Source organism: Pararhodobacter aggregans, from assembly GCF_003075525.1.
Classification (GTDB): domain Bacteria; phylum Pseudomonadota; class Alphaproteobacteria; order Rhodobacterales; family Rhodobacteraceae; genus Pararhodobacter; species Pararhodobacter aggregans.
Window position 1 is genome coordinate 21,714 of the sequence record NZ_QDDR01000008.1, and the last position, 20,095, is coordinate 41,808.

Consider the following 20,095-nt stretch of genomic DNA (forward strand, 5'->3'; position numbering starts at 1 on the left):
AACACGGGAGTTCGCCATGCGCCGCATCCTTCGTCAGATCAACGACCCTCGTAATGAACGCCTGGCGATGCTGGGCGATGCGGTGGGTGTGCTCGCCTTGTTTATTCTTTTCACGGCTGCGCTTTACGCGCCGCTGATGGCCTGACCTGCTTCCTGCCTGCGGTCTGGAGAGGCGCCGACTGTCCCGTCGCCCTTGACCCACCAGACACGCCACTCACCGCCGCGCCTTGTCGCGGCGGTTTTTTTTTTACGCGGTCTTAAGGGCTGGGTGTCAGGCTGCGGCCTGACGGGCGGCTTCGGCAGCGGCCTGGACCGACAACAGGATCGAGGCGTGGCGATTCTTGAACTCGCGCGCGGGCAGCAGGGCCTCGTATCCGTCGAACGGCGCAGGCGGCACCGGGCCGTCCTGCTTCAACATTGATTCGAGGGCGCTTGCCGCGGCCTCGAGTTCCTCGGGCGTGCGGCCGATCACCACCTCGCCCAGCACCGCGGCCGAGGCCTGGCCCAGAGCGCAGGCCTTGACCTCCTGCGCGAAGTCGACGACGCGGCCGTCCTTCAGCGAAAGATCGACGGTCACGGTCGACCCGCAGAGCGGCGAGCGCTTCTTGACGCTGGCCTGCGGTGCACCCAACCGGCCGAGATGCGGGATTTCGGCCGCCAGCGCGAGGATGCGCGTCGAATAGAGCTTGATCAGATCGGAGGTTTCGGACACTTCAGGCGCTCCCAGTCGCGAGAGGATATAAGCCATGCCGTTCGATCCGCAATCCCTGCGCTATGACGACCAAGGTCTCATTCCGGCGATCGCGCAGGATCATCGCACGGGCGAGGTGCTGATGATGGCCTGGATGAACGCGCAATCGGTCGTGCGAACGCTTGAGACCGGCAAGGTGACCTATTGGTCGCGCTCGCGGCAGGCCTTCTGGGTCAAGGGCGAGACGTCTGGCCATGCGCAGAAGCTGGTGGATTTTCGCGTGGATTGCGACCGCGATTGCCTGCTGGTGGTGGTGGATCAGACGGGCCCGGCCTGCCACACCAACCGGCGCAGCTGTTTCTATACTGCGGTGCGGGACGGGGCCGAGGTCGAGTTGATGCAGCCCGAGGGCTGAGGGTCGTCTGGCGGGAGGGGCTAAAGCCCCACCATCCGGCGGATGTCGGTGGGGCTGGCACCTTCGGCCCGGTAGAGCGACAGCGCGCGGGAATCGTCGCGCTTTGCCAGACGTTTGCCGGTTTCGTCGCGGATCAGGCGATGGTGGTGATAGGCGGGCGTCGGCAGCGCCAGCAGGCGCTGCAGCAGGGCATGCACGGCCGTGGCGTCGAACAGGTCGGCGCCGCGGGTCACCAGCGTGACACCCTGCGCGGCATCATCGACGGTCACCGCAAGGTGGTAAGAGGTGCCGATATCGCGTCGGGCCAGCACGATGTCGCCGACATGAGTCGTTAAGAAATCAGGGGCAAACTGGTGGGGTCCGGGGCGCAGCGGCCCGGTCTCGGTGAAGCCGACGGATCCGGTCAGGGCGGTGGCGCGGGCCATGTCGAGGCGGATGGTGGCGGCGGGATTGTCATGGCCGGCATGGCGGCAGGTGCCGGGATAGATGGGACCGTCGGGGCCGATCAGGGGCGCGCCCTCCTGCGGAGCGGCGAGCGCGGTGCGGATATCGCCGCGGGTGCAGGTGCAACGGTAGGTGACGCCGAGCGCTTCCAGCTGCGCAAGGGCGGCGTCATAGGCGGTGCGTCGTTCGGACTGGCGCATGACCGGCTCGGGCCAGGACAGGCTCAGCCAATGCAGGTCGTCGTGGATCTGCGCGTCGAAAGCGGGCTTGCTGCGCGCGGTGTCGATATCTTCGATCCGCAGCAGGAATTGACCCCGGGCGGCCTTGGCAAGGTCCCAGGCGGTCAGGGCGGAGAAGGCGTGCCCCAGATGGAGGGGCCCGGTGGGAGAGGGAGCGAAGCGGGTGATCAGCCCGGCCACGTCAACCCAACCACGCCTGGAACGCCTCTTTCGCGCGGTCGGTATAGGCCTTGTAGCGGTCCTTGCGGCCGCGACGGCCGCCCTTGGCGTCGATCGGCGGGAAGAGCCCGAAATTGACGTTCATCGGCTGGAAGGTCTTGGCGTCCGCATCGCCGGTGATATGGGCGATCAGCGCGCCCATCGCCGTCTCGCGGGGCGGCGGCGGCAGAGCGCGGCCTTGGATCTCGGCGGCGGCGAGGCGGCCGGCGACGAGGCCCATGGCGGCGGATTCGACATAGCCCTCGACGCCGGTGATCTGACCGGCAAAGCGCAGATGCGGCCGGACGCGCAGCCGCATCTGCTCGTCCAGCAGCGTCGGCGAATTGAGGAAGGTGTTGCGGTGAATGCCGCCCAGACGGGCGAAACCGGCCTCTTCCAGGCCCGGGATCATCCGGAACACCTCGACCTGGGCGCCGTGCTTCATCTTGGTCTGGAAGCCCACGATATTATAGAGCGTGCCCAAGGCGTTATCGCGCCGCAGCTGGACGACGGCATAGGGTTTGTTCGCGGGATCGTTGGCGTTGGTCAGGCCCACCGGCTTCATAGGCCCATGGCGCAGGGTCTCGCGGCCGCGTTCGGCCATCACCTCGATCGGCAGGCAGCCGTCGAAATAGCCCGCGGTCTCGCCCTCGTGGAACTCGGCCTTGGGGGCGGCGAGGATCGCGTCGATGAAGGCCTCGTATTGCGGCTTGGTCATCGGGCAGTTGAGGTAGGCCTTGCGCTCCTCCTCGGTCTCGCCCTTGTCATAGCGCGACTGGAACCAGGCCTTCGACAGGTCGATGGTGTCGAAATGCACGATCGGGGCGATGGCGTCGAAGAAGGCCAGGGATTGCGTGTCAGTCGCCGCCCGGATCGCCTGCGCCAGCGCGTCCGAGGTCAAGGGGCCGGTGGCGAAAATCCAGTGACCGGCGCCTGGCAAGTCCCTGATTTCACCTGGTTCGCTGCGGATCAGGGGATGGGCCAGCAGCCGCTCGGTCACCGCCTGGGAAAAGGCTTCGCGGTCGACGGCGAGGGCGCCGCCCGCGGGCAGGGAATGGCGGTCGGCCATTTCCATCAACAGGCCACCGGCCGCGCGCATCTCCCAATGCAGGAGGCCCACGGCATTTTGCTCGTCATCGTCCGAGCGGAAGGAATTGGAACAGACCATCTCGGCGAAATTGCCGGTCTGGTGGGCGAAGGTGCCGACCTGGGGGCGCATTTCGTGAAGCACGACGGGCACGCCCGCTTGCGCGGCCTGCCAGGCGGCCTCGGATCCGGCCATGCCGCCGCCGACGATGTGGAGTTCCTGTGTCATGGGGCGGAAATAGCCGCGCCGGACTGCAAAGAAAAGGGGGCGCCGCCCGGGCGCCCCCGATCCGGGACGATATCGGGATGGTTACTGGCCCGGCGCAGGCGCCGGGGCAGGCGTCGTGCCCTCGACCTGCGCGCCGGAGTCCTGCACGGCGGCGGGGCTCGGCGTCGCATCCTCGGGGTTGGGCCAGAGGGTGAAGACGACGAAGGCCAGTGCCGCCGCGACCAGGGCGATGGTGATGCCGGTCAGGGCGGGGCTGTGGCGTTTCGCGTCACGCTCGACATTGGTATGGGGTGCGGTCATCGGAAACCTCCTTTCAGAACCAACGCCTTGAGGGGCGGGAGGTTCCGAAATCGGCGGCCTCAGATCAGAGTCATGCGTTCGACACGCTCAGGATCGGGGAAGGGGCGGTAGAGGCCGACATTGACGTGCTGGATATGCTGGCGCATCTGGTCGTGGAGTTCCGCCGCCTCCTCATCCCCCTGGCCGAGGTAATGGAAGGCGTGGTCCAGCTGCGACAGATCCTTCACGTCGATCTCGACCAGGAAATCCGAACATTCGTCGCCGCCGAATTTCAGCTTCAGCCGCATCAGCCGCCAGCCTTCGATCCGCCCCTCCCGCTGCAGGAGCGAGAGCCAGACATCCAGCGCATGGGCGAAGACCAGCGCCTTGGCGGTCGGTTTCAGGTCGATCATGCAGTGGTAAACGTTCATGGCCGGGCCCCTCAGGAGACCCGGCCATCCAACCATGCAGGGCTGAAGAATCGGTTACTCTTCCTCGCCCTGTTCGACGACGCGGGCGACCGAGACGACCTCTTCACCCTTGGCGGTGTTGAAGACCCGCACCCCGCCAGCCGAGCGCGACCGGAAGCTGATCTGGTCGACCGGCACGCGGATCGACTGCCCGGTCGAGGTGGCGAGCATGATCTGATCGCCGGGCTCCACCGGGAAGGAGGCGACCAGCGCCCCGCCGCGCATGGCCTTGTCCATGGCCATGACGCCCTGGCCGCCGCGACCGCGCACCGGATAATCGTGCGAGGACGAGAGCTTGCCGGCGCCGCCCGAGGTGACGGTGAGGATCAGATCCTCCAGCGCCGACATCTCGGCATAACGCTCGGTGCTGAGCTGGCCCGCTTCGACGGCTTCCTCGTCATCGGCCTCGGCCTCGTCGGGGGCCCCGGCCATCAGGCGGCGCTGCTTGAGATAGGCGGCGCGTTCCTGCGGATCGGCCTCGAAATGGCGGATGACCGACATCGAGACGACGCTGTCGCCCTCGGCCAGGCGGATGCCGCGCACGCCGGTCGAATCGCGGCCCTTGAAGACCCGGACATCGGTGGTCGGGAAGCGGATGGCGCGGCCCTGGGCGGTGACCAGCATGACATCGTCATCCTCGTCGGCGACGCGGGCGCTGACCAGGCTGACGCCGTCCGGCAGCTTCATGGCGATCTTGCCGTTGCGCAGGATATTGGTGAAGTCCGACAAGGCGTTACGGCGCACATCTCCCTCGGAGGTGGCGAAGACCACCTGCAGGTTTTCCCATTCGTCCTCGGGCTCGTCGATGGGCATCAGCGCGGCGATCGAGACACCCTGCGGAATGGGCAGGATGTTGATGATCGCCTTGCCGCGCGCGGACCGCCCGGCCAGCGGCAGGCGCCAGCATTTCAGCTGATAGACCATGCCGTCGGTGGTGAAGAACAGAAGATGCGTATGCGTGTTGGCCACGAACAGCGTGGTCACCACATCGTCTTCCTTGGTCTGCATCGAGGCCAGACCCTTGCCGCCCCGGTTCTGGGCGCGGAATTCGGCCAGCGAGGTGCGCTTGATATAGCCGCCCGAGGTCACGGTCACCACCATGTCCTCGCGCTCGATCAGGTCCTCGTCCTCCAGATCGCCCGCCCAGTCGATGATCTCGGTCCGGCGGGGCACGGCGAAGAGCTCGCGCACCTCGTCGAGTTCGGCGGTGATGATCGACAGGATCCGCGCCCGCGAGCGCAGGATATCGAGGTAATCCTTGATCTTGCCGGCCAGTTCTTCCAGCTCGTCGGTGACTTCCTTGACACCGAGCGCGGTCAGACGCTGCAGCCGCAGTTCCAGGATGGCGCGGGCCTGAACCTCGGACAGGTTATAGGTCCCGTCCTCGTTGATCGTGTGGCTCGGATCGTCAATCAGCCGGATGTAGCCGGCGATCTCATGCGCGGGCCAGCGGCGGGTCATCAGCTTTTCGCGGGCATCGGCCGGATCGGCCGAGGCGCGGATCGTCGCCACCACCTCGTCCACGTTCGACACCGCAACCGCCAGACCGCAGAGGATATGGCTGCGCTCGCGGGCCTTGTTCAGCTCATAGGCCGTGCGGCGCGTGACAACTTCCTCGCGGAAGGTGATGAAATGATGGAGGAAATCGCGAAGCGTCAGTTGCTCGGGCCGGCCACCGTTCAGGGCCAGCATGTTGCAGCCGAAGCTGATCTGCATGGTGGTGAAGCGGAACAGCTGGTTCAGCACCACATCCGGCGTCGCGTCGCGCTTCAGTTCGATCACCACCCGCACGCCGATCCGGTCGGATTCGTCGGCGACATGGGCGATCCCCTCGATCCGCTTGTCGCGCACCGCCTCGGCGATCTTCTCGACCATCAGGGCCTTGTTCACCTGATAGGGGATCTCGTCGACGACGATGGCGTAGCGGTCCTTGCGGATCTCCTCGACATGGGTCTTGGCCCGCACGATGACCGAGCCGCGGCCCTCCAGATAGGCCTTGCGCGCGCCCGAGCGGCCCATCATCTGGGCCCCGGTCGGGAAGTCGGGACCGGGCACATAGGTCATCAGATCCTCGGAGGTCAGATCCGGGTTCTCGATCAGGGCCTTGGTCGCGTCGATCACCTCGCCCAGGTTATGGGGCGGGATGTTGGTGGCCATGCCGACGGCGATGCCGCCCGCGCCATTGACCAGCATGTTGGGGAACCGCGCCGGCAGGACGGTCGGTTCCTGGTCCTTGCCGTCGTAATTGTCCTGAAAATCGACCGTGTCCTTGTCGATATCGGCCAGCATGTAATTGGCGGATTTGGCCATCCGCACCTCGGTGTAGCGGAAGGCCGCGGCCTTGTCCCCGTCCATCGAGCCGAAGTTGCCCTGACCGTCCAGCAGCGGCAGCGACATGGAAAAGCCCTGCGCCATCCGCACCAGCGCGTCATAGATCGCGCTGTCGCCATGCGGGTGGTACTTGCCCATCGCATCCGCCACGGGGCGCGAGGATTTCCGGTAGGGCTTGTCGAAAGTGTTGCCGACCTCGTGCATGGCATAGAGAATCCGCCGGTGCACCGGCTTCAACCCGTCCCGAAGGTCCGGAATCGCCCGCGACACGATGACGCTCATCGCGTAATCGAGATAGGCGGTCCGCATTTCCTGCACGATCGAGACACCCGGCTGGGCGGGTTTTTTCTCGGCTTCGTCAGGGATTTCCGTGTCGTCGCTCACCGGGGCCTCGTCTGCGTCAGGGCGCTAGATTTTGTTGTCGGTCTTATAGCCCACCGCCACCCGCGGGTGCAATGCCGGGGGGAGACAAACCGGCCCAACGTGCTACCTTTCCGGTGGAAACCTGTGTGCAAACCTGTCTGGGAGGACCCGATGAAACTTCTGACCCCTCTGGTGATGCTGGCGCTGGCCGCCACGCCCGTCCTGGCCGAGCCGGTGAACATCACCCCCGACATGGCTTCGGTCACCGTCGAGACCGATGCAGGCCCGGCCGAGATCTCGCGCATTCAGGACAACGACAATGTCGTGACCGGCGAATGGGCCATGACCTCGCGCCCGTGCCCCAATTTCTGCATCCAGCCGATGAGCCCGGCCGAGGGTGTGACCACGGTGGGCGAGTTGGAGGTGATCGCGGCGCTTCAGGATCCGGATGTGCTGGTCATCGACAGCCGCGTGCAGGCCGATTACCGCGGCGGCACCATCCCCGGCGCGATCCACATTCCCTATACGGAAATGGCCGACCGGTTGGGCGAGGTGGGCTGCGAGGTCGATATCGACGGTTTCACCTGCGAGGATCCGAAGCAGGTGCTGCTGTTCTGCAACGGCCCCTGGTGCGGCCAGTCGCCCACCGCCATCCGCCGCATGATCGAGGCGGGCTTCCCGGCCGATCACATCCATTATTACCGCGGCGGCATGCAGGTCTGGCGGATGCTGGGCCTCTCGGTGCTGGTGCCGCAGAACTGACCTTGGGCTCGGGGCCGGCGCCCCCTACATCTGGGGGGTCGGCCCCGACCGGGCCTTGCGAAAGGAATTGCCATGTACGCCAGAATCCTCGTTCCCGTCGCCTATGAGCCGGGGGTCGATATCGGCCGCGAGTTGCAGATCGCCCGGGCGCTCTCGGCGCATGGCGCGCTGGTCATGCTGGTGCATGTGATGGAAAAGGCGCCGTTTTACGCCATCGACTACATGCCCGCCGGCTGGCAGGACGAGCTGCGCGAGGCGATCCGCGCCGATCTGGCCAAGCAGGCCTCGGGGCTGACGCAGGCGGGCGTCGCGGTGCTGGAAGGGGACCCGGGCCGGGCCATCCTCGATTTCGCCCAGGCCGAGGGGGCGGATTGCATCGTGCTCGCCTCGCACCGCAGCGACACCACGCTGATCGGCTCGACCGCGACGCGCATCGCCCGCCACGCGACCTGCGCGGTGCATCTGATCCGTTAACGCAGCCTGAGCAGCACCGCCGCCAGCGCCAGCGCCTCGCGCGGGACATGGCGGCGGCGTTGCTTCGGTCCGATCTGGTCCCAGCCGGGGCTCGAGGTGGTGGCCCTGAGGCCGATCTGCCAGGCAATGAGCCGGGCGCGTGGCGCATGATAGGGGTCGGTGACGATCACCACCCGCGCAGCTTCGGGCAGCAAGGCCTTGGCGTTCCTCAGATTTTCGCGGGTGGAGGTAGAGCGGTCCTCGACCAGGATCCGGTCCTCGGGGATACCGGCCTCACCGCAAAGCCGGGCAATGAGCGCCGCCTCCGTCGGGGGATGAGTGCCCAGCCCGCCGCACCCCATGATCCGGCCGACATGCCCCGCATGGTAAAGACCGATGGCATGCGCCGTCCGCCGCGCCAGCGTCGGCGAGGGCTCACCCCCGGGCCAGACCGCGGCGCCGAGGATGAGGGCGGTGGGTTTGTCGATGTCAGACAACAGGCCCTACCGCCGCCGCCCCTTGCTCTTCGCCGCCTGCTTGGCATTCGACCCGGCCTTGCCCGCGGTCGAGCGGCCGCGGGTCTTGACGGCTTCCTCGACCGCCTCGTCGACGGCGGTCTGGCGGGCCAGCGGGTCGTCGGCGATGGCGAGTTCGACCGCTTCCAGCCGCTTGATCTCGTCGCGCAGCCGCGCGGCTTCCTCGAATTCCAGATTCTCGGCCGCCTTGCGCATCTCGGTGCGCATCGCGTCGAGATGGGCGGCGAGGTTGGCGCCGACCATGGGCTTCGACACCTTGGTGGTGACGCGCGACTGATCGGTGTCGCCCTGCCACAGACCGCTCAGCACGTCATCGACGTTTTTCCTGACAGTCTGGGGGGTTATGCCGTGTTCTTCGTTGTAGGCGATCTGTTTGGCGCGGCGGCGGTTGGTCTCGTCCATGGCGCGCTGCATGGAGCCGGTGATCTTGTCCGCATACATGATGACCCGGCCATCGGCGTTGCGCGCGGCGCGGCCGATGGTCTGGATCAGCGAGGTTTCCGAGCGCAGGAAACCCTCCTTGTCGGCGTCCAGAATGGCCACCAGCCCGCATTCGGGGATGTCGAGCCCCTCGCGCAGCAGGTTGATGCCGATCAGCACGTCGAAGGCGCCGAGCCGCAGATCGCGGAGAATCTCAATCCTTTCAATCGTGTCGATGTCGGAATGCATGTAGCGCACCCGGATGCCCTGTTCGTGCAGATATTCCGTGAGATCCTCGGCCATGCGCTTGGTGAGCGTGGTGACCAGCACCCGCAGCCCTTCGGCCGCGACCTTGCGGATTTCGTCAAGAAGATCGTCCACCTGCATGGAAACAGGGCGAATTTCGACCATCGGGTCCAGCAGGCCGGTCGGCCGGATCACCTGTTCGGCAAAGACGCCGCCGGCCTGATCCATCTCCCAGGCGGCGGGGGTGGCCGAGACGAAGACCGATTGCGGGCGCATCGCGTCCCATTCCTCGAACTTCAGGGGCCGGTTGTCCATGCAGGAGGGCAGCCGGAACCCGTGGTCGGCCAGCACCGATTTGCGCCGGAAGTCGCCCCGGTACATGCCGCCGATCTGCGGCACCGTGACATGGGATTCGTCCGCGAAAACAATGGCCTGATCGGGGATGAACTCAAACAGGGTGGGCGGCGGCTCGCCGGGCGCGCGCCCCGTCAGATAGCGGGAATAGTTTTCGATCCCGTTGCAGACGCCGGTGGCCTCCAGCATCTCCAGATCGAAATTCGTGCGCTGCTCCAGCCGCTGGGCTTCCAGCAGTTTCCCCTCGGCGTTCAGCTGCTTCAGCCGGTGGAACAGCTCTTCCTTGATGCCCTTGATCGCCTGCTGCAGCGTCGGCCGGGGCGTCACGTAATGGCTGTTGGCATAGATGCGGATCTGCTCGAAACTGTCGGTCTTCTTGCCGGTCAAGGGATCGAATTCGGTAATCGCTTCAAGCTCTTCGCCGAAGAAGCTGAAGCGCCAGGCCCGGTCGTCGAGGTGGGCGGGCCAGACCTCGACCACGTCGCCGCGCACCCGGAACGAGCCGCGCTGGAAACCCGCGTCATTGCGCCGGTATTGCTGCGCCACCAGTTCGCCGATGAAGCCGCGCGGGTCGTAGAGCTGGCCGACCGTCAGATCCTGGGTCATGGCCGAATAGGTCTCGACCGAGCCGATGCCATAGATGCAGCTGACCGAGGCGACGATGATTACATCGTCGCGTTCCAGAAGCGCCCGGGTCGCCGAGTGGCGCATCCGGTCGATGGCCTCGTTGATCTGCGATTCCTTCTCGATATAGGTGTCGGTGCGGGCGACATAGGCTTCGGGCTGGTAGTAATCATAGTAGCTGACGAAATACTCGACCGCGTTGTCGGGGAAGAAGCCCTTGAATTCGCCGTACAATTGCGCGGCAAGGGTCTTGTTCGGCGCCAGGATGATCGCCGGGCGCTGCGTCTCCTCGATGATCTTGGCCATGGTGAAGGTCTTGCCGGTGCCGGTCGCGCCCAGCAGCACCTGGTTGCGCTCGCCGTCCCTGAGCCCGCCCGACAGCTCGGCGATGGCCGTGGGCTGGTCGCCTGCGGGCTGGAAGGGCGTCTTCAGCACGAATTGCTTGCCCCCCTCCAGCTTTTCTCGCCGGGGGGCGGCCATCATCGGCATGTCGTTCAGGACATCGGGGCGGTTGTTGTGCATCGGGCGGACCTTTGGCTTCGCTCCTAGAATTGTGCCTATTTTGTTCTTCTGCAAGGGGCGGCAGGGCCGCTGCTGCCCTGCTGGTGCGGAAAGCGGCGCAAAGCCTTGCCGGAAAGCCTTGTCAGGGGGGGCCGAATTTCGGATAAGGCGGCAAGTCAGACGGAGTCTTCCATGCGCGCCCGTATCTATCGTCCCGCCCGCAACGCCATGCAATCGGGCATGGCCCGCACCAAGCAGTGGATCCTCGATTTCGCGCCGGCCGAAGCGCGCGAAAAGGACCCGTTGATGGGTTGGACCGGCTCGGGTGACACCCAGTCGCAGGTGCGGCTGCGCTTCGCCACCCAGGCCGAGGCCGAGGCCTATGCCCGCGCGAATGGCATCGACTATGTGGTGCAGGCCCCGAAAGAGCGCGCGGCGAACATCCGCGTGCAGGGCTACGGCGAGAATTTCGCCACGAACCGCAGGCAAGTCTGGACGCATTGAGCGGCTAGGCCGGAGGGGGCAGGTCCCCCGGGATCCGGGTCGAGGCTGATGCGAGGGCGCCCTGTCGGGGGCGCCTTTTTTTGCTGCGCGGGGGGGCGCCCTGCGCCGATACTTCGGCCTGGATGAAAGCAACGGGGGATGCGGGCGGGGTAACACCGGGCCGGTATCACAGGGAGCCCCCGATGCAGAGCCAGGACAAGACCCTCGATTACGCCCTGCTGGGGCTTCTGGCGCTGCTCTGGGGCTCGTCCTATATCTTTACCAAGGTGGCGGTGGCCGAGATCCCGCCGGTCACGCTGATCGCGCTGCGGGTCGCGGGGGCGGCGCTGTTTCTCGGACTGGTCCTGAGGATCCGCGGCGAGCGCCTGCCGCGCGGCTGGCGGCTTTGGGGCAGGCTGGGGCTGCAGGCCTTCTTCAACAGTATCGGCGCCTGGACGGTGCTGGCCTGGGGCCAGCAACATGTCGAGGCCGGTCTGGCGAGCGTGCTGAATTCGACCTCGCCGATCTTCGTCTTCCTGTTTACCGTGTTCTTCACGCGGGAGGCGCCTGACGCGCGCAAGCTGCTGGGGGCGCTGCTGGGGCTGGGCGGCGTGGTGCTGATCGTGGGGGTCGAGGCGCTGGCGGGGCTGGGCGAGTCGCTGGCCGGACAGCTGGCCTGCCTCTCGGGTGCGATGCTCTACGCGGGGGCGGCGCTTCATGGGCGCAACTTCGCCCGGGTCGGGGCCCTGCAGACGGCGTTGGGGACGATGATCTGGGCGACCTTGGTGCTGGTGCCGCTGGCCTTCGTGGTCGAGGCTCCGCTGAGCCTCAGGCCAAGCCTCACCGCGCTCGCGGCCACGCTGATCCTGGCGGTCTCCTGCACCGGGTTGGCGCTGCTGGTCTATTTCCGGCTGGTGCGGACATTGGGGCCGCTGGGCGTCGCCAGCCAGAGCTATCTGCGGGCGGGGATCGGGGTGTTGCTGGGGGTGGCGGTGCTGGGCGAGCGGCTGTCGCTGCCGGTGGTGCTGGGCCTCTGCGCGGCGATCGCCGGGGTCTGGATGATGAACGCCGGGCCCCGGCGCGCGGCGGTCAGCGCGCCCGGCGCAGGCTGAACCGGACCACCAGCCCCAGCAGCAGCGCCCAGAACGGCGCGCCGATCCCGTAAAGGCTGAAGCCGCTCGCCGTTGCCATGAAGGTGAGGAGTGCCGCCTCGCGCTCGTCCTTCGGGGCCATCGCCGCCGACAGGCTGTTGCCGATGGAGCCCAGCAGCGCCAGCGCGGCGATGGTCAGGACCAGCGCCCTGGGGAGGATGAGGAAGAGGCCGATCACCGTGGCCCCCATCAGCCCGATGACGACATAGAAGCTGCCGGCGAACAGCGCGGCCTTGTAGCGGGTGCGGGGATTGTCGTCGGCGTCCGGCCCGGTGCAGATCGCCGCGGTGATGGCCGCGAGGTTGAAGGCGTAGCCGCCGAAGGGGGCCAGCAGCAGGCTGAAGAGCCCGGTCACGGTGATGGCCCGGCCGATGTCGGGCCTGTAGCCATCGGCGCGCAGCGTCACCACGCCCGGCATGTTCTGCGAACTCATGGTCACCAGAAACATCGGCAGCCCCAGCCCGATCAGCGCGGGCAGCGAGAATTCGGGCATGACGAATTCCGGCCGGGCCAGGGCGACCGGCAGGCTGACGCCCTCGAACCCGCCCGTCGCCGCAACGTAGGCAAGGCCCGCAAAGAAGACCCCGGCAATCGCATAGCGCGGCGCGAGGCGCTTGAGCGCGAGATAGGCGGCGCCCATCAGCAGCACCAATGTCCTGTCGCTGCCGAGCGCGTCGAAGATCTTCATGCCGAAAGAAAACAGGATCCCCGCCAGCATCGCATTGGCCAGGCTGTCGGGGATGAGCCGCGTGAGCTTGTCGAACCAGCCGCTCAGGCCGGTGGCGATCAGGAGCAGCGCGCAGAGGATGAAGGCGCCGGTGGCCTGCGGCAGGCTGAGGCCGCTGCTCAGCGCGATCAGCGCCGCGCCCGGGGTCGACCAGGCGGTCAGCACCGGCATCCGGTTGCCCAGCGACAGGACCAGGGTCGACAGCCCCATGCCCAGCCCCAGCACCAGCATCCAGCTGTTGGCCTGGGCATCGGTCGCGCCCAGCCGGTCGATGGCCTGAAAGATGATGGCGACCGAACTGGTATAGCCCACCAGGACGGCGATGAATCCGGCCGCGACATGCGAAAGCTTGAACGGGAGCAAGGCGGCCTCTAAGCAGGAATCGTGCGTTATTGCGGTCGATCCCCTTTACGCCCGTGCGCTATAGCGCACAAGATGGAAAGCAGCGGAGGCCGCCGAGAGATGACAGAAACACGCGGCGGCGATCTGGTCGGGGCCAATCTGCGCAAGGCGCGGGGGCAGGCGGGGCTGAGCCTGTCGCAGGCGGCCGAGCTGACCGGGGTCAGCAAGGCGATGCTGGGTCAGATCGAGCGCGGCGAAAGCAGCCCGACGCTGGCGGTGCTGTGGAAGCTCTGCAAGGGGCTGCAACTGCCGCTGACGGCACTGATCGGCCCGGCGGCGACGCCCTCGACCCGCGGTCCGTCCGAGGGGCAGGCGCCGGTCAGGGAGGGCCCCTCCTTCCGCACGCTCTTTCCCTTCGATCCCCGGACCGGATGCGAGGTCTTCCTGCATGACCTCGCCCCGCATTGGCAGCATCTGTCGGCGGCGCATGGCGCCGGGGTGATCGAGGATGTCTTCGTCGTCGAGGGCTCGGTGGAGATCCTGCTCGAGGGGGAATGGCTGCGGGTCGAGTGCGGTCAGGCGCTGCGCTTCAACGCCGACCAGCCGCATGGTTATCGCAACCCGCGGGCCACGCCCTCGCGTTTTCACAACACGATGCATTATCCGCGTTGAGCGCCGCCCCGCGTCGCCGCCTCGCGCACCAGCGTCAGGAAGGCGGAGAAACCGGCCGTCGGGTGCCGCCTGCCGGGGTAGTAGAGGCTGAAGCCGGGGCGGGGCGGCGTCCATTCCTCAAGCAGGCGGATCAGACGGCCGGCGGCGATATCCGCGGCCACGTCCTGTTCGATGAAAAAGCCGATCCCGGCGCCCTCCAGCACCGCGGTACGGGCGATGGCGGGTTCGTCCAGTGTCAGGCGTCCCCTGGCCTCGACCTGCACCGACTCGCCCTGGCGCTGGAACTGCCAGGGGAAGAGGGCGCGGTTCGGCAGGCGCACGCGCAGGCAGTCGTCGGGGCGCAGATCGGCGGGGGTCCGGGGCAGGGGATGGCTGGCGACCCAGTTGGGCGAGGCCACGACCGCATAGCGTTGCGGCCTCCCCAGCGGCAGGGCGATCATGTCGCGCGGCACCAGATCGGCGGGGCGGATGCCCAGATCGAAGCCCTCGGCGACGATATCGACCAGTCGGCCTTCGGTCACCAGCTCGACCTGCATCTCCGGGTAGCGGCGCAGGAAATCCACCACCAGCGGCGCGATCTCGCGCCCGGCCTGGACCGAGGCGTTGATCCGCAACAGGCCCGAGGGGGTGCTGCGCAGCGATTGCGCGCTCTCCATCGCGCCGCGGATCTCGGCCAGCGCCGGGCCGATACGGTCGACAAAGGCCAGCCCGGCGTCGCTCAGCGACACGCTGCGCGTCGTCCGGTTGAACAGCCGCACGCCGAGGCTGGCCTCGAGCCGCCCGATGGCATGCGACAGCGCCGTGGTCGACATGCCGAGGTCCAACGCCGCCGCCCGGAAGGAACCGCGCCGGGCGATGGCCAGCACCGCCTCAAGCCCTTTCAGCCCGGTCTCCATCATCATCCCGTTCATGGCATCAAAGCATGCCGATTTATCCCGATTATCGGCATGGAGATCCAGAACTATCTTGCGGGAGAGACAGATCTGAAAGGACATCCCATGAATCTTCCCGCCGCCGTCAGCACCTATTTCACCGCCCGCGCGCCCGAAGATGGCGCGGCCTTCGCCGCCGCCTTCGCCCCCGAGGCCATCGTCCATGACGAAGGGCAGCGCCATCAGGGCGGCCCGGCGATCCGCGACTGGTGGCTGGCCGCCAAGGCCAGGTACCGCCACGAGGCCGTGCCGCTGGAAGTCTCCGAGCAGGACGGCAAGACAAGGGTCCGCGCCCGGGTCACCGGCGATTTCCCGGGAAGCCCGGCAGTGCTGACCTTCGCCTTCGGGCTCAGGGACGGGCGGATCGCCGATCTTGCCATCGGCTGAACCCGACAGGCGGCGGCTGGCCAGATCCCTCAGGGCCTGCCCAGCCGCCGCAGGACCGCTTCCACATCGTCCAGAAGCCGGGTCCAGCCGCCCTCTGCGTCTATGCCGTTGATCCGCATCAGGAACAGGCCCTCGACCGCCAGAAAGGCCACGCGGGCGGCCTGGGCCTCGGGACTGTCGCCGGCGAGGCGGGCGAAGGTCGCGTGATACCAGTCGCGGGTGGCCTGCAGATTGGCCGGATCCTCCAGATAGCTGACCAGAAGCGCCGCCATCTTGGCGTTCATCGCCTGTTGCGAGACGCGCGTCGCCTCGATGTAGCGCAGCGCGAAGTCGACCGGGTCCGCAGGCGCCGGATCGCCGAGCAGGGCGTCGAACCTGTCGGTCCAGCGGTCGATCAGCGCCCGCACGAGGGCATCCTTGCTGGCGAAGGAATACTGCACGCCCCCCTTCGAGATCCCGGCCGCCTGCGCCAGTGCGCCGATGGTCAGCGCACCGCCGCCGCCCTGGCGCACGATCTCGTCGGCCAGATCCAGCAGGGCTTCACGGCTGATTGTCGGTGTCCGTCCCATGGCGCCTCACATTGTGATTGAATTCCATACGTATGTATTTATATCGGCGCCTGCAATGATGTTGTCAGGTGACCCATGTCCTCTCCGACCCCCGATCCGAAACGCTGGCTGGTGCTGCTGGCGGTGATGCTGGCCTTCCTGCCGGTGGTGCTGGACATGACCATCCTGCATGTCGCGGTGCCGCGGCTGACGCAGGCGCTGAATGCCTCGGGCACCGAGGTGTTGTGGATCATCGACATCTATCCCTTGCTGATGGCGGGGCTGCTGGTGCCGATGGGCACGCTGTCCGACCGGGTCGGCAACCGCCGCATCCTGTTGACCGGCCTGATGATCTTTGCCGCGGCCTCGGTCTGGGCGGCCTTCGCGCAAAGCGCGGGCGCGCTGATCGCGGCCCGGGTGTTCCTGGCGCTGGGCGGCTCGATGATCATGCCCTGCGTGCTGGGCCTGATCCGCAAGACCTTCGAGGATCCGGGCGAACGCGCCATCGCGCTGGGCCTTTGGGGCACGGTCGGCTCGGCGGGCGCGGCGGTCGGGCCGCTGGTCGGCGGCGCGATGCTCGAACATTTCTGGTGGGGATCGGTGTTCCTGATCAACGTGCCGGTCATGCTGGTCGTGGCTCCGGCCTGCTGGTTCCTCCTGCCGCGCGTCGAGGCGACGACACCGGGCCAGTGGCGCATCGGGCAGGCGCTGCTGCTCATCCTTGGCATGATCGCTGTGGTCTATGCCGTCAAGGCCGGTTTCGGCGGCAAGCAGCCCTGGTCCGTCGCCGGGCTGGTGCTGGTCTTCGGCATCGCCACCCTGACCCTTTTCGCGCGCCAGCAGCTGCGCTCGGCCGAGCCGATGCTGGACCTGTCGCTGCTGTCGCATCCGGCGATCCTGGCGGGATTGCTGATGGCGATGGTTGCCGCGGGCGCGCTGGCGGGGGTCGAACTGACGCTGGCGCAAGAGCTGCAATACGTGCTGGGCAAGACGCCGCTGCAGGCGGGCCTCTTCATGGTGCCGATCATGGCGGCGGCGGCCATCGGCGGGCCGGTCGCGGGGTTCCTGTCCAACCGCTTCGGCCTGCGCCTTGTGGCGAGCCTGTCGCTGCTGATCGCCGCGGCCTCGCTGCAGATGCTGGCGCAGAGCGATTTCCACGCGCCGGGCCTCGCGGTGCCGCTGGCGCTGGCCGTGCTGGGGCTGACGCTGAGCATCGGCCTGACCGCCTCGTCCATCGCCATCATGGGCGCGGTGGAGGCCAGCAAGGGCGGCGCTGCCGGGTCGCTGGAGGCCACGGGCTATGAACTGGGCACCGGGCTGGGCATCACCTTTTTCGGGGTCTTCATGTCGGGCGTCTTCAGCCGCGCCATGGAGCTGCCCGCCTCGATCCCCGCGACCCTCGCGGCCGAGGCCAGCCGCACCATCGGCGACGCCTATATCGTGGCGGGGCGGCTGGGCGGCGCCGAGGGCGCGGCGCTGATCGAGGCCGGGAAAGCCGCCTTCACCCAGACCCATGCCGTGCTGCTGAGCACCTCGGCCGGGATCATCACGGCGCTGGCTTTGGTGGTGTTCCTCGCCCTGGCCGGGCACCGGCCGCAGGTGGCGGGGTCGCCTCATTGATGGCCCAGCCAGCAGGCTGGTGGCCCGTGCCCGCCTGAAAGCCGGGTCCGCGTTCGCGGAGCCGCCTTTTCCTTGCCGCCGGCGCGCGCCTGCCGCACAACCGGGCAGCGACAGCGCCGGGCGGGCATCGCCACCGGCCGGCCCGCCGAACGGAGGAGCGCCTGCATGCCTGACCAGATCGACCCGATCCGCCGCGCGGGGCCGCGCGATGTCCGGTAAGCCGCTGTCGGGCCTTCTGGTCGTCGCCCTCGAACAGGCGGTGGCGGCACCGCTTTGCACCCTGCGGCTGGCCGATGCGGGCGCCCGGGTCATCAAGATCGAACGCGCGGGCGGCGAGACGGCGCGGCATTACGATGCGGCGGTGCTGGGTACTTCGGCCTATTTCGCCTGGCTCAACCGGGGCAAGGAAAGCGCGGTGCTGGATCTGAAGGCCGAGGCCGATCTGGCGCTGCTGCGCGCGGTTCTGGCCAGGGCCGATGTGCTGGTCCAGAACCTCGTCCCCGGGGCGCTGGCCCGGATGGGCCTGTCGCCCGAGGTCATCGCCCGTGACTATCCGCGCCTCATCGCCGTCTCGATCAATGGCTACGGGCAGGATACGCCTTATGCCGCGATGCGGGCCTATGACATGCTGGTGCAGGCCGAAAGCGGGATCTGCGCGGTGACCGGCACGCCCGAGACGCCGTCGAAGATCGGGGTCTCGGCGGCGGATATCGCCACCGGCATGAACGCCCATGCCGCGATCCTGGAGGCGCTGATCGCCCGCGGGCAGACCGGCCGCGGCACGCAGATCGAGATCGCCATGTTCGACGGCATGGCCGAGTGGATGAGCGTGCCCCTGCTGCATCGGACCTATGGCGGGCACGACACCGGGCGGCACGGGCTTTCGCATGCCTCGATCTATCCCTACCGGCCCTTCGCCTGCGCCGATGGCAGCCTGATCGTGGCGACGCAGACCAATGCCGAATGGGCGCGGCTCTGCGAGGGGGTGCTGGGGCGGCCCGATCTGGCCGAGGCCCCGGCCTATGCCACGAACGCGCTGCGGGTCGAAAACCGCGCCCGGCTCGATGCCGAGGTCGAGCCCGGTTTCGCCGCGCTGACCACGGCCGAGGCCATCGCGCGGCTCGACGCCGCGGGCATCGCCTGGAGCCGCTACAGCACGCTGGCGGATCTGGAGGTGCACCCGGCGTTGCGGCTGATGCCGGTGACGCTGGCCGACGGGCGCGAGGTCTCGATGCCGCGCCCGGCCGGGCGCGGCGCGGATTTCGCGTCCGGCCCGGTGCCAGCGCTGGGGCAGGCGACCGAGGCCCTGCGCCAGGAGTTCGCGGGCGGGTGATCCGGCGGCGTTTCCTGCCTGTCCGGCGCCCTTGATGATTGTCCTGAGGGGATCGGTCTGGCACATCTGGTCCGTCCCCCGAACCGGAGCCCGCGATGACCCTGTCCCGATCAACCGACCATCAGGAAATCCGCGACGCGGTGCGGGCGCTTTGTTCGCAATTTCCCGATGAATACCACCGCCGGATCGATTCCGAGCGCGCCTATCCCGAGGCGTTTGTCGAGGCGCTGACCCGCGCGGGCTGGATGGCGGCGCTGATCCCCGAGGCGTACGGCGGCTCGGGGCTGGGGCTGACCGAAGCCTCGGTCATCATGGAGGAAATCAACCGCTCGGGCGGCAATTCCGGTGCCTGCCACGGGCAGATGTACAACATGAACACCCTGATCCGCCACGGGTCCGAGGAGCAGCGCCGCCGCTATTTGCCGAAGATCGCCTCGGGCGCGCTGCGCCTGCAAAGCATGGGCGTGACCGAGCCCACGACCGGCACCGACACGACGCAGCTGAAGACCACGGCGGTGCGAAAGGGCGACCGTTATGTCATCAACGGGCAGAAGGTCTGGATCAGCCGGGTGCAGCATTCCGATCTGATGATCCTGCTGGCGCGCACCACGCCTTTGGCCGAGGTGGCGAAGAAATCCGAGGGGCTGTCGATCTTCCTTGTGGACATCAAGGCGGCGATGGGCGCGGGGATGGAGGTGCGGCCGATCCCCAACATGGTCAACCACGAGACCAACGAACTGTTCTTCGACAATCTGGAAATTCCGGCCGAGAACCTGATCGGCGACGAGGGGCAGGGGTTCCGCTATATCCTGACCGGGCTCAACGCCGAGCGGGCACTGATCGCGGCGGAATGCATCGGGGACGGCTATTGGTTCACCGACCGGGTGACGCGCTATGTCACGGAGCGGACGGTCTTCGGCCGGCCGATCGGCCAGAACCAAGGCGTGCAATTCCCCATCGCCGAGGCCTTCATCGAGATCGAGGCGGCGAACCTGATGCGCTACCGGGCCTGCGCGCTCTATGACGCGGGCCAGCCCTGCGGGACCGAGGCGAACATGGCGAAATACCTTGCCGCCAAGGCCAGCTGGGAGGCGGCCAATGCCTGCCTGCAATTCCACGGCGGCTTCGGCTTCGCCAGCGAATACGATATCGAGCGCAAGTTCCGCGAGACGCGGCTCTATCAGGTGGCGCCGATCTCGACCAACCTGATCCTGTCCTATGTCGCCGAGCATGTCCTCGGCCTGCCGCGCTCGTTCTGA

Annotated in this window: 22 protein-coding genes; 11 read left to right on the forward strand and 11 right to left on the reverse strand. The window is 67.5% G+C overall.

Features of this window, described 5'->3' with window-relative positions:
- The first annotated feature begins 16 nt into the window (after positions 1–16).
- A complete protein-coding gene (locus DDE23_RS25725) occupies positions 17–145 on the forward strand; it encodes a hypothetical protein (protein ID WP_272947883.1) in 129 nt (42 codons plus the stop codon).
- A 126-nt stretch (positions 146–271) separates the two neighbouring features.
- Here the strand turns inward: DDE23_RS25725 and DDE23_RS15055 are convergent, their stop codons facing one another.
- Positions 272–712 carry an iron-sulfur cluster assembly scaffold protein gene (locus DDE23_RS15055; RefSeq protein WP_107752980.1) on the reverse strand — a complete coding sequence of 147 codons (441 nt, stop codon included), beginning with the start codon at positions 710–712 and terminating at the stop codon, positions 272–274.
- A 34-nt stretch (positions 713–746) separates the two neighbouring features.
- Here DDE23_RS15055 and hisI point away from each other — a divergent pair, with 34 nt between their 5' ends.
- Complete coding sequence (hisI, locus tag DDE23_RS15060; RefSeq protein WP_107752585.1) at positions 747–1,106, forward strand: phosphoribosyl-AMP cyclohydrolase; 360 nt, start codon at positions 747–749, stop codon at positions 1,104–1,106.
- Between the two features lie 20 nt (positions 1,107–1,126).
- Here hisI and gluQRS read toward each other — a convergent pair whose 3' ends face one another.
- The 5 genes from gluQRS to gyrA all read right to left on the reverse strand — a co-directional run bounded on the left by gluQRS (position 1,127) and on the right by gyrA (position 6,766).
- Positions 1,127–1,969 (reverse strand): tRNA glutamyl-Q(34) synthetase GluQRS, encoded by an 843-nt coding sequence (gene gluQRS, locus DDE23_RS15065; protein WP_107752586.1) that lies wholly within the window; start codon positions 1,967–1,969, stop codon positions 1,127–1,129.
- 1 nt (position 1,970) lies between these two features.
- Entirely contained in the window at positions 1,971–3,302 is a 1,332-nt protein-coding gene (gene trmFO, locus DDE23_RS15070; RefSeq protein ID WP_107752587.1) for a methylenetetrahydrofolate--tRNA-(uracil(54)-C(5))-methyltransferase (FADH(2)-oxidizing) TrmFO, read from the reverse strand.
- Between the two features lie 81 nt (positions 3,303–3,383).
- The gene (locus DDE23_RS15075) at positions 3,384–3,602 is read right to left on the reverse strand and encodes a hypothetical protein (protein ID WP_107752588.1); all 219 of its coding nucleotides are present in this window, start codon (positions 3,600–3,602) and stop codon (positions 3,384–3,386) included.
- A gap of 59 nt (positions 3,603–3,661) precedes the next feature.
- Entirely contained in the window at positions 3,662–4,012 is a 351-nt protein-coding gene (locus DDE23_RS15080) for a DUF6614 family protein (protein ID WP_107752589.1), read from the reverse strand.
- 54 nt (positions 4,013–4,066) lie between these two features.
- On the reverse strand, positions 4,067–6,766 hold the full coding sequence (gyrA, locus tag DDE23_RS15085) for a DNA gyrase subunit A (RefSeq protein ID WP_107752590.1): 2,700 nt from the start codon (positions 6,764–6,766) through the stop codon (positions 4,067–4,069).
- Positions 6,767–6,916: 150 nt separating this feature from the next.
- On the opposite strand from gyrA, the gene DDE23_RS15090 reads away from it, so the two are divergent.
- Both DDE23_RS15090 and DDE23_RS15095 read left to right on the forward strand, forming a co-directional pair.
- The gene (locus tag DDE23_RS15090; protein ID WP_107752591.1) at positions 6,917–7,507 is read left to right on the forward strand and encodes a rhodanese-like domain-containing protein; all 591 of its coding nucleotides are present in this window, start codon (positions 6,917–6,919) and stop codon (positions 7,505–7,507) included.
- Positions 7,508–7,579: 72 nt separating this feature from the next.
- Positions 7,580–7,981: a universal stress protein gene (locus DDE23_RS15095; RefSeq protein ID WP_107752592.1), complete on the forward strand. Its 402-nt coding sequence runs from the start codon at positions 7,580–7,582 to the stop codon at positions 7,979–7,981.
- Here the strand turns inward: DDE23_RS15095 and DDE23_RS15100 are convergent.
- Positions 7,978–8,457 (reverse strand): YdcF family protein, encoded by a 480-nt coding sequence (locus DDE23_RS15100; protein WP_157958041.1) that lies wholly within the window; start codon positions 8,455–8,457, stop codon positions 7,978–7,980. The two genes, DDE23_RS15095 and DDE23_RS15100, sit on opposite strands and share 4 nt — an antisense overlap.
- A gap of 6 nt (positions 8,458–8,463) precedes the next feature.
- The gene (gene uvrB, locus DDE23_RS15105; RefSeq protein ID WP_107752594.1) at positions 8,464–10,662 is read right to left on the reverse strand and encodes an excinuclease ABC subunit UvrB; all 2,199 of its coding nucleotides are present in this window, start codon (positions 10,660–10,662) and stop codon (positions 8,464–8,466) included.
- Between the two features lie 171 nt (positions 10,663–10,833).
- Here uvrB and DDE23_RS15110 point away from each other — a divergent pair, with 171 nt between their 5' ends.
- Together DDE23_RS15110 and DDE23_RS15115 are read left to right on the forward strand one after the other, a co-directional pair.
- Positions 10,834–11,145: an ETC complex I subunit gene (locus tag DDE23_RS15110; protein WP_107752595.1), complete on the forward strand. Its 312-nt coding sequence runs from the start codon at positions 10,834–10,836 to the stop codon at positions 11,143–11,145.
- Between the two features lie 182 nt (positions 11,146–11,327).
- Complete coding sequence (locus DDE23_RS15115; protein WP_107752596.1) at positions 11,328–12,236, forward strand: DMT family transporter; 909 nt, start codon at positions 11,328–11,330, stop codon at positions 12,234–12,236.
- Here the strand turns inward: DDE23_RS15115 and DDE23_RS15120 are convergent.
- Positions 12,214–13,395, reverse strand: coding sequence for a benzoate/H(+) symporter BenE family transporter (locus tag DDE23_RS15120; RefSeq protein WP_107752597.1), 1,182 nt, complete (start codon positions 13,393–13,395; stop codon positions 12,214–12,216). The genes DDE23_RS15115 and DDE23_RS15120 overlap by 23 nt on opposite strands.
- 69 nt (positions 13,396–13,464) lie before the next feature.
- Here DDE23_RS15120 and DDE23_RS15125 point away from each other — a divergent pair, with 69 nt between their 5' ends.
- Positions 13,465–14,016, forward strand: a complete 552-nt coding sequence (locus DDE23_RS15125) for a helix-turn-helix domain-containing protein (protein WP_107752598.1) — start codon at positions 13,465–13,467, stop codon at positions 14,014–14,016.
- On the opposite strand, the gene DDE23_RS15130 is transcribed toward DDE23_RS15125, so the two are convergent.
- On the reverse strand, positions 14,004–14,912 hold the full coding sequence (locus tag DDE23_RS15130; protein WP_107752982.1) for a LysR family transcriptional regulator: 909 nt from the start codon (positions 14,910–14,912) through the stop codon (positions 14,004–14,006). The genes DDE23_RS15125 and DDE23_RS15130 overlap by 13 nt on opposite strands.
- A 102-nt stretch (positions 14,913–15,014) precedes the next feature.
- On the opposite strand from DDE23_RS15130, the gene DDE23_RS15135 reads away from it, so the two are divergent.
- Positions 15,015–15,335 (forward strand): nuclear transport factor 2 family protein, encoded by a 321-nt coding sequence (locus DDE23_RS15135; protein ID WP_107752599.1) that lies wholly within the window; start codon positions 15,015–15,017, stop codon positions 15,333–15,335.
- Between the two features lie 29 nt (positions 15,336–15,364).
- Here DDE23_RS15135 and DDE23_RS15140 read toward each other — a convergent pair whose 3' ends face one another.
- A complete protein-coding gene (locus DDE23_RS15140; RefSeq protein ID WP_107752600.1) occupies positions 15,365–15,904 on the reverse strand; it encodes a TetR/AcrR family transcriptional regulator in 540 nt (179 codons plus the stop codon).
- Between the two features lie 75 nt (positions 15,905–15,979).
- Between DDE23_RS15140 and DDE23_RS15145 the strand changes: the two genes are divergently transcribed.
- The 3 genes from DDE23_RS15145 to DDE23_RS15155 all read left to right on the forward strand — a co-directional run bounded on the left by DDE23_RS15145 (position 15,980) and on the right by DDE23_RS15155 (position 20,095).
- Positions 15,980–17,503 carry an MFS transporter gene (locus DDE23_RS15145; RefSeq protein WP_107752601.1) on the forward strand — a complete coding sequence of 508 codons (1,524 nt, stop codon included), beginning with the start codon at positions 15,980–15,982 and terminating at the stop codon, positions 17,501–17,503.
- Between the two features lie 208 nt (positions 17,504–17,711).
- A complete protein-coding gene (locus DDE23_RS15150; RefSeq protein WP_107752602.1) occupies positions 17,712–18,836 on the forward strand; it encodes a CaiB/BaiF CoA transferase family protein in 1,125 nt (374 codons plus the stop codon).
- A gap of 95 nt (positions 18,837–18,931) precedes the next feature.
- The gene (locus DDE23_RS15155; protein ID WP_107752603.1) at positions 18,932–20,095 is read left to right on the forward strand and encodes an acyl-CoA dehydrogenase family protein; all 1,164 of its coding nucleotides are present in this window, start codon (positions 18,932–18,934) and stop codon (positions 20,093–20,095) included.

Coding starts and splice junctions, on each gene's coding strand:
- DDE23_RS25725 (WP_272947883.1), top strand. CDS start 17: ATGCGCCGCATCCTTCGTCAGATCAACGACCCTCGTAATGAACGCCTG.
- hisI (WP_107752585.1), top strand. CDS start 747: ATGCCGTTCGATCCGCAATCCCTGCGCTATGACGACCAAGGTCTCATT.
- trmFO (WP_107752587.1), bottom strand. CDS start 3,302: ATGACACAGGAACTCCACATCGTCGGCGGCGGCATGGCCGGATCCGAG.
- DDE23_RS15075 (WP_107752588.1), bottom strand. CDS start 3,602: ATGACCGCACCCCATACCAATGTCGAGCGTGACGCGAAACGCCACAGC.
- DDE23_RS15080 (WP_107752589.1), bottom strand. CDS start 4,012: ATGAACGTTTACCACTGCATGATCGACCTGAAACCGACCGCCAAGGCG.
- DDE23_RS15090 (WP_107752591.1), top strand. CDS start 6,917: ATGAAACTTCTGACCCCTCTGGTGATGCTGGCGCTGGCCGCCACGCCC.
- DDE23_RS15095 (WP_107752592.1), top strand. CDS start 7,580: ATGTACGCCAGAATCCTCGTTCCCGTCGCCTATGAGCCGGGGGTCGAT.
- uvrB (WP_107752594.1), bottom strand. CDS start 10,662: ATGCACAACAACCGCCCCGATGTCCTGAACGACATGCCGATGATGGCC.
- DDE23_RS15110 (WP_107752595.1), top strand. CDS start 10,834: ATGCGCGCCCGTATCTATCGTCCCGCCCGCAACGCCATGCAATCGGGC.
- DDE23_RS15115 (WP_107752596.1), top strand. CDS start 11,328: ATGCAGAGCCAGGACAAGACCCTCGATTACGCCCTGCTGGGGCTTCTG.
- DDE23_RS15125 (WP_107752598.1), top strand. CDS start 13,465: ATGACAGAAACACGCGGCGGCGATCTGGTCGGGGCCAATCTGCGCAAG.
- DDE23_RS15130 (WP_107752982.1), bottom strand. CDS start 14,912: ATGGAGACCGGGCTGAAAGGGCTTGAGGCGGTGCTGGCCATCGCCCGG.
- DDE23_RS15135 (WP_107752599.1), top strand. CDS start 15,015: ATGAATCTTCCCGCCGCCGTCAGCACCTATTTCACCGCCCGCGCGCCC.
- DDE23_RS15140 (WP_107752600.1), bottom strand. CDS start 15,904: ATGGGACGGACACCGACAATCAGCCGTGAAGCCCTGCTGGATCTGGCC.
- DDE23_RS15145 (WP_107752601.1), top strand. CDS start 15,980: ATGTCCTCTCCGACCCCCGATCCGAAACGCTGGCTGGTGCTGCTGGCG.
- DDE23_RS15150 (WP_107752602.1), top strand. CDS start 17,712: ATGTCCGGTAAGCCGCTGTCGGGCCTTCTGGTCGTCGCCCTCGAACAG.
- DDE23_RS15155 (WP_107752603.1), top strand. CDS start 18,932: ATGACCCTGTCCCGATCAACCGACCATCAGGAAATCCGCGACGCGGTG.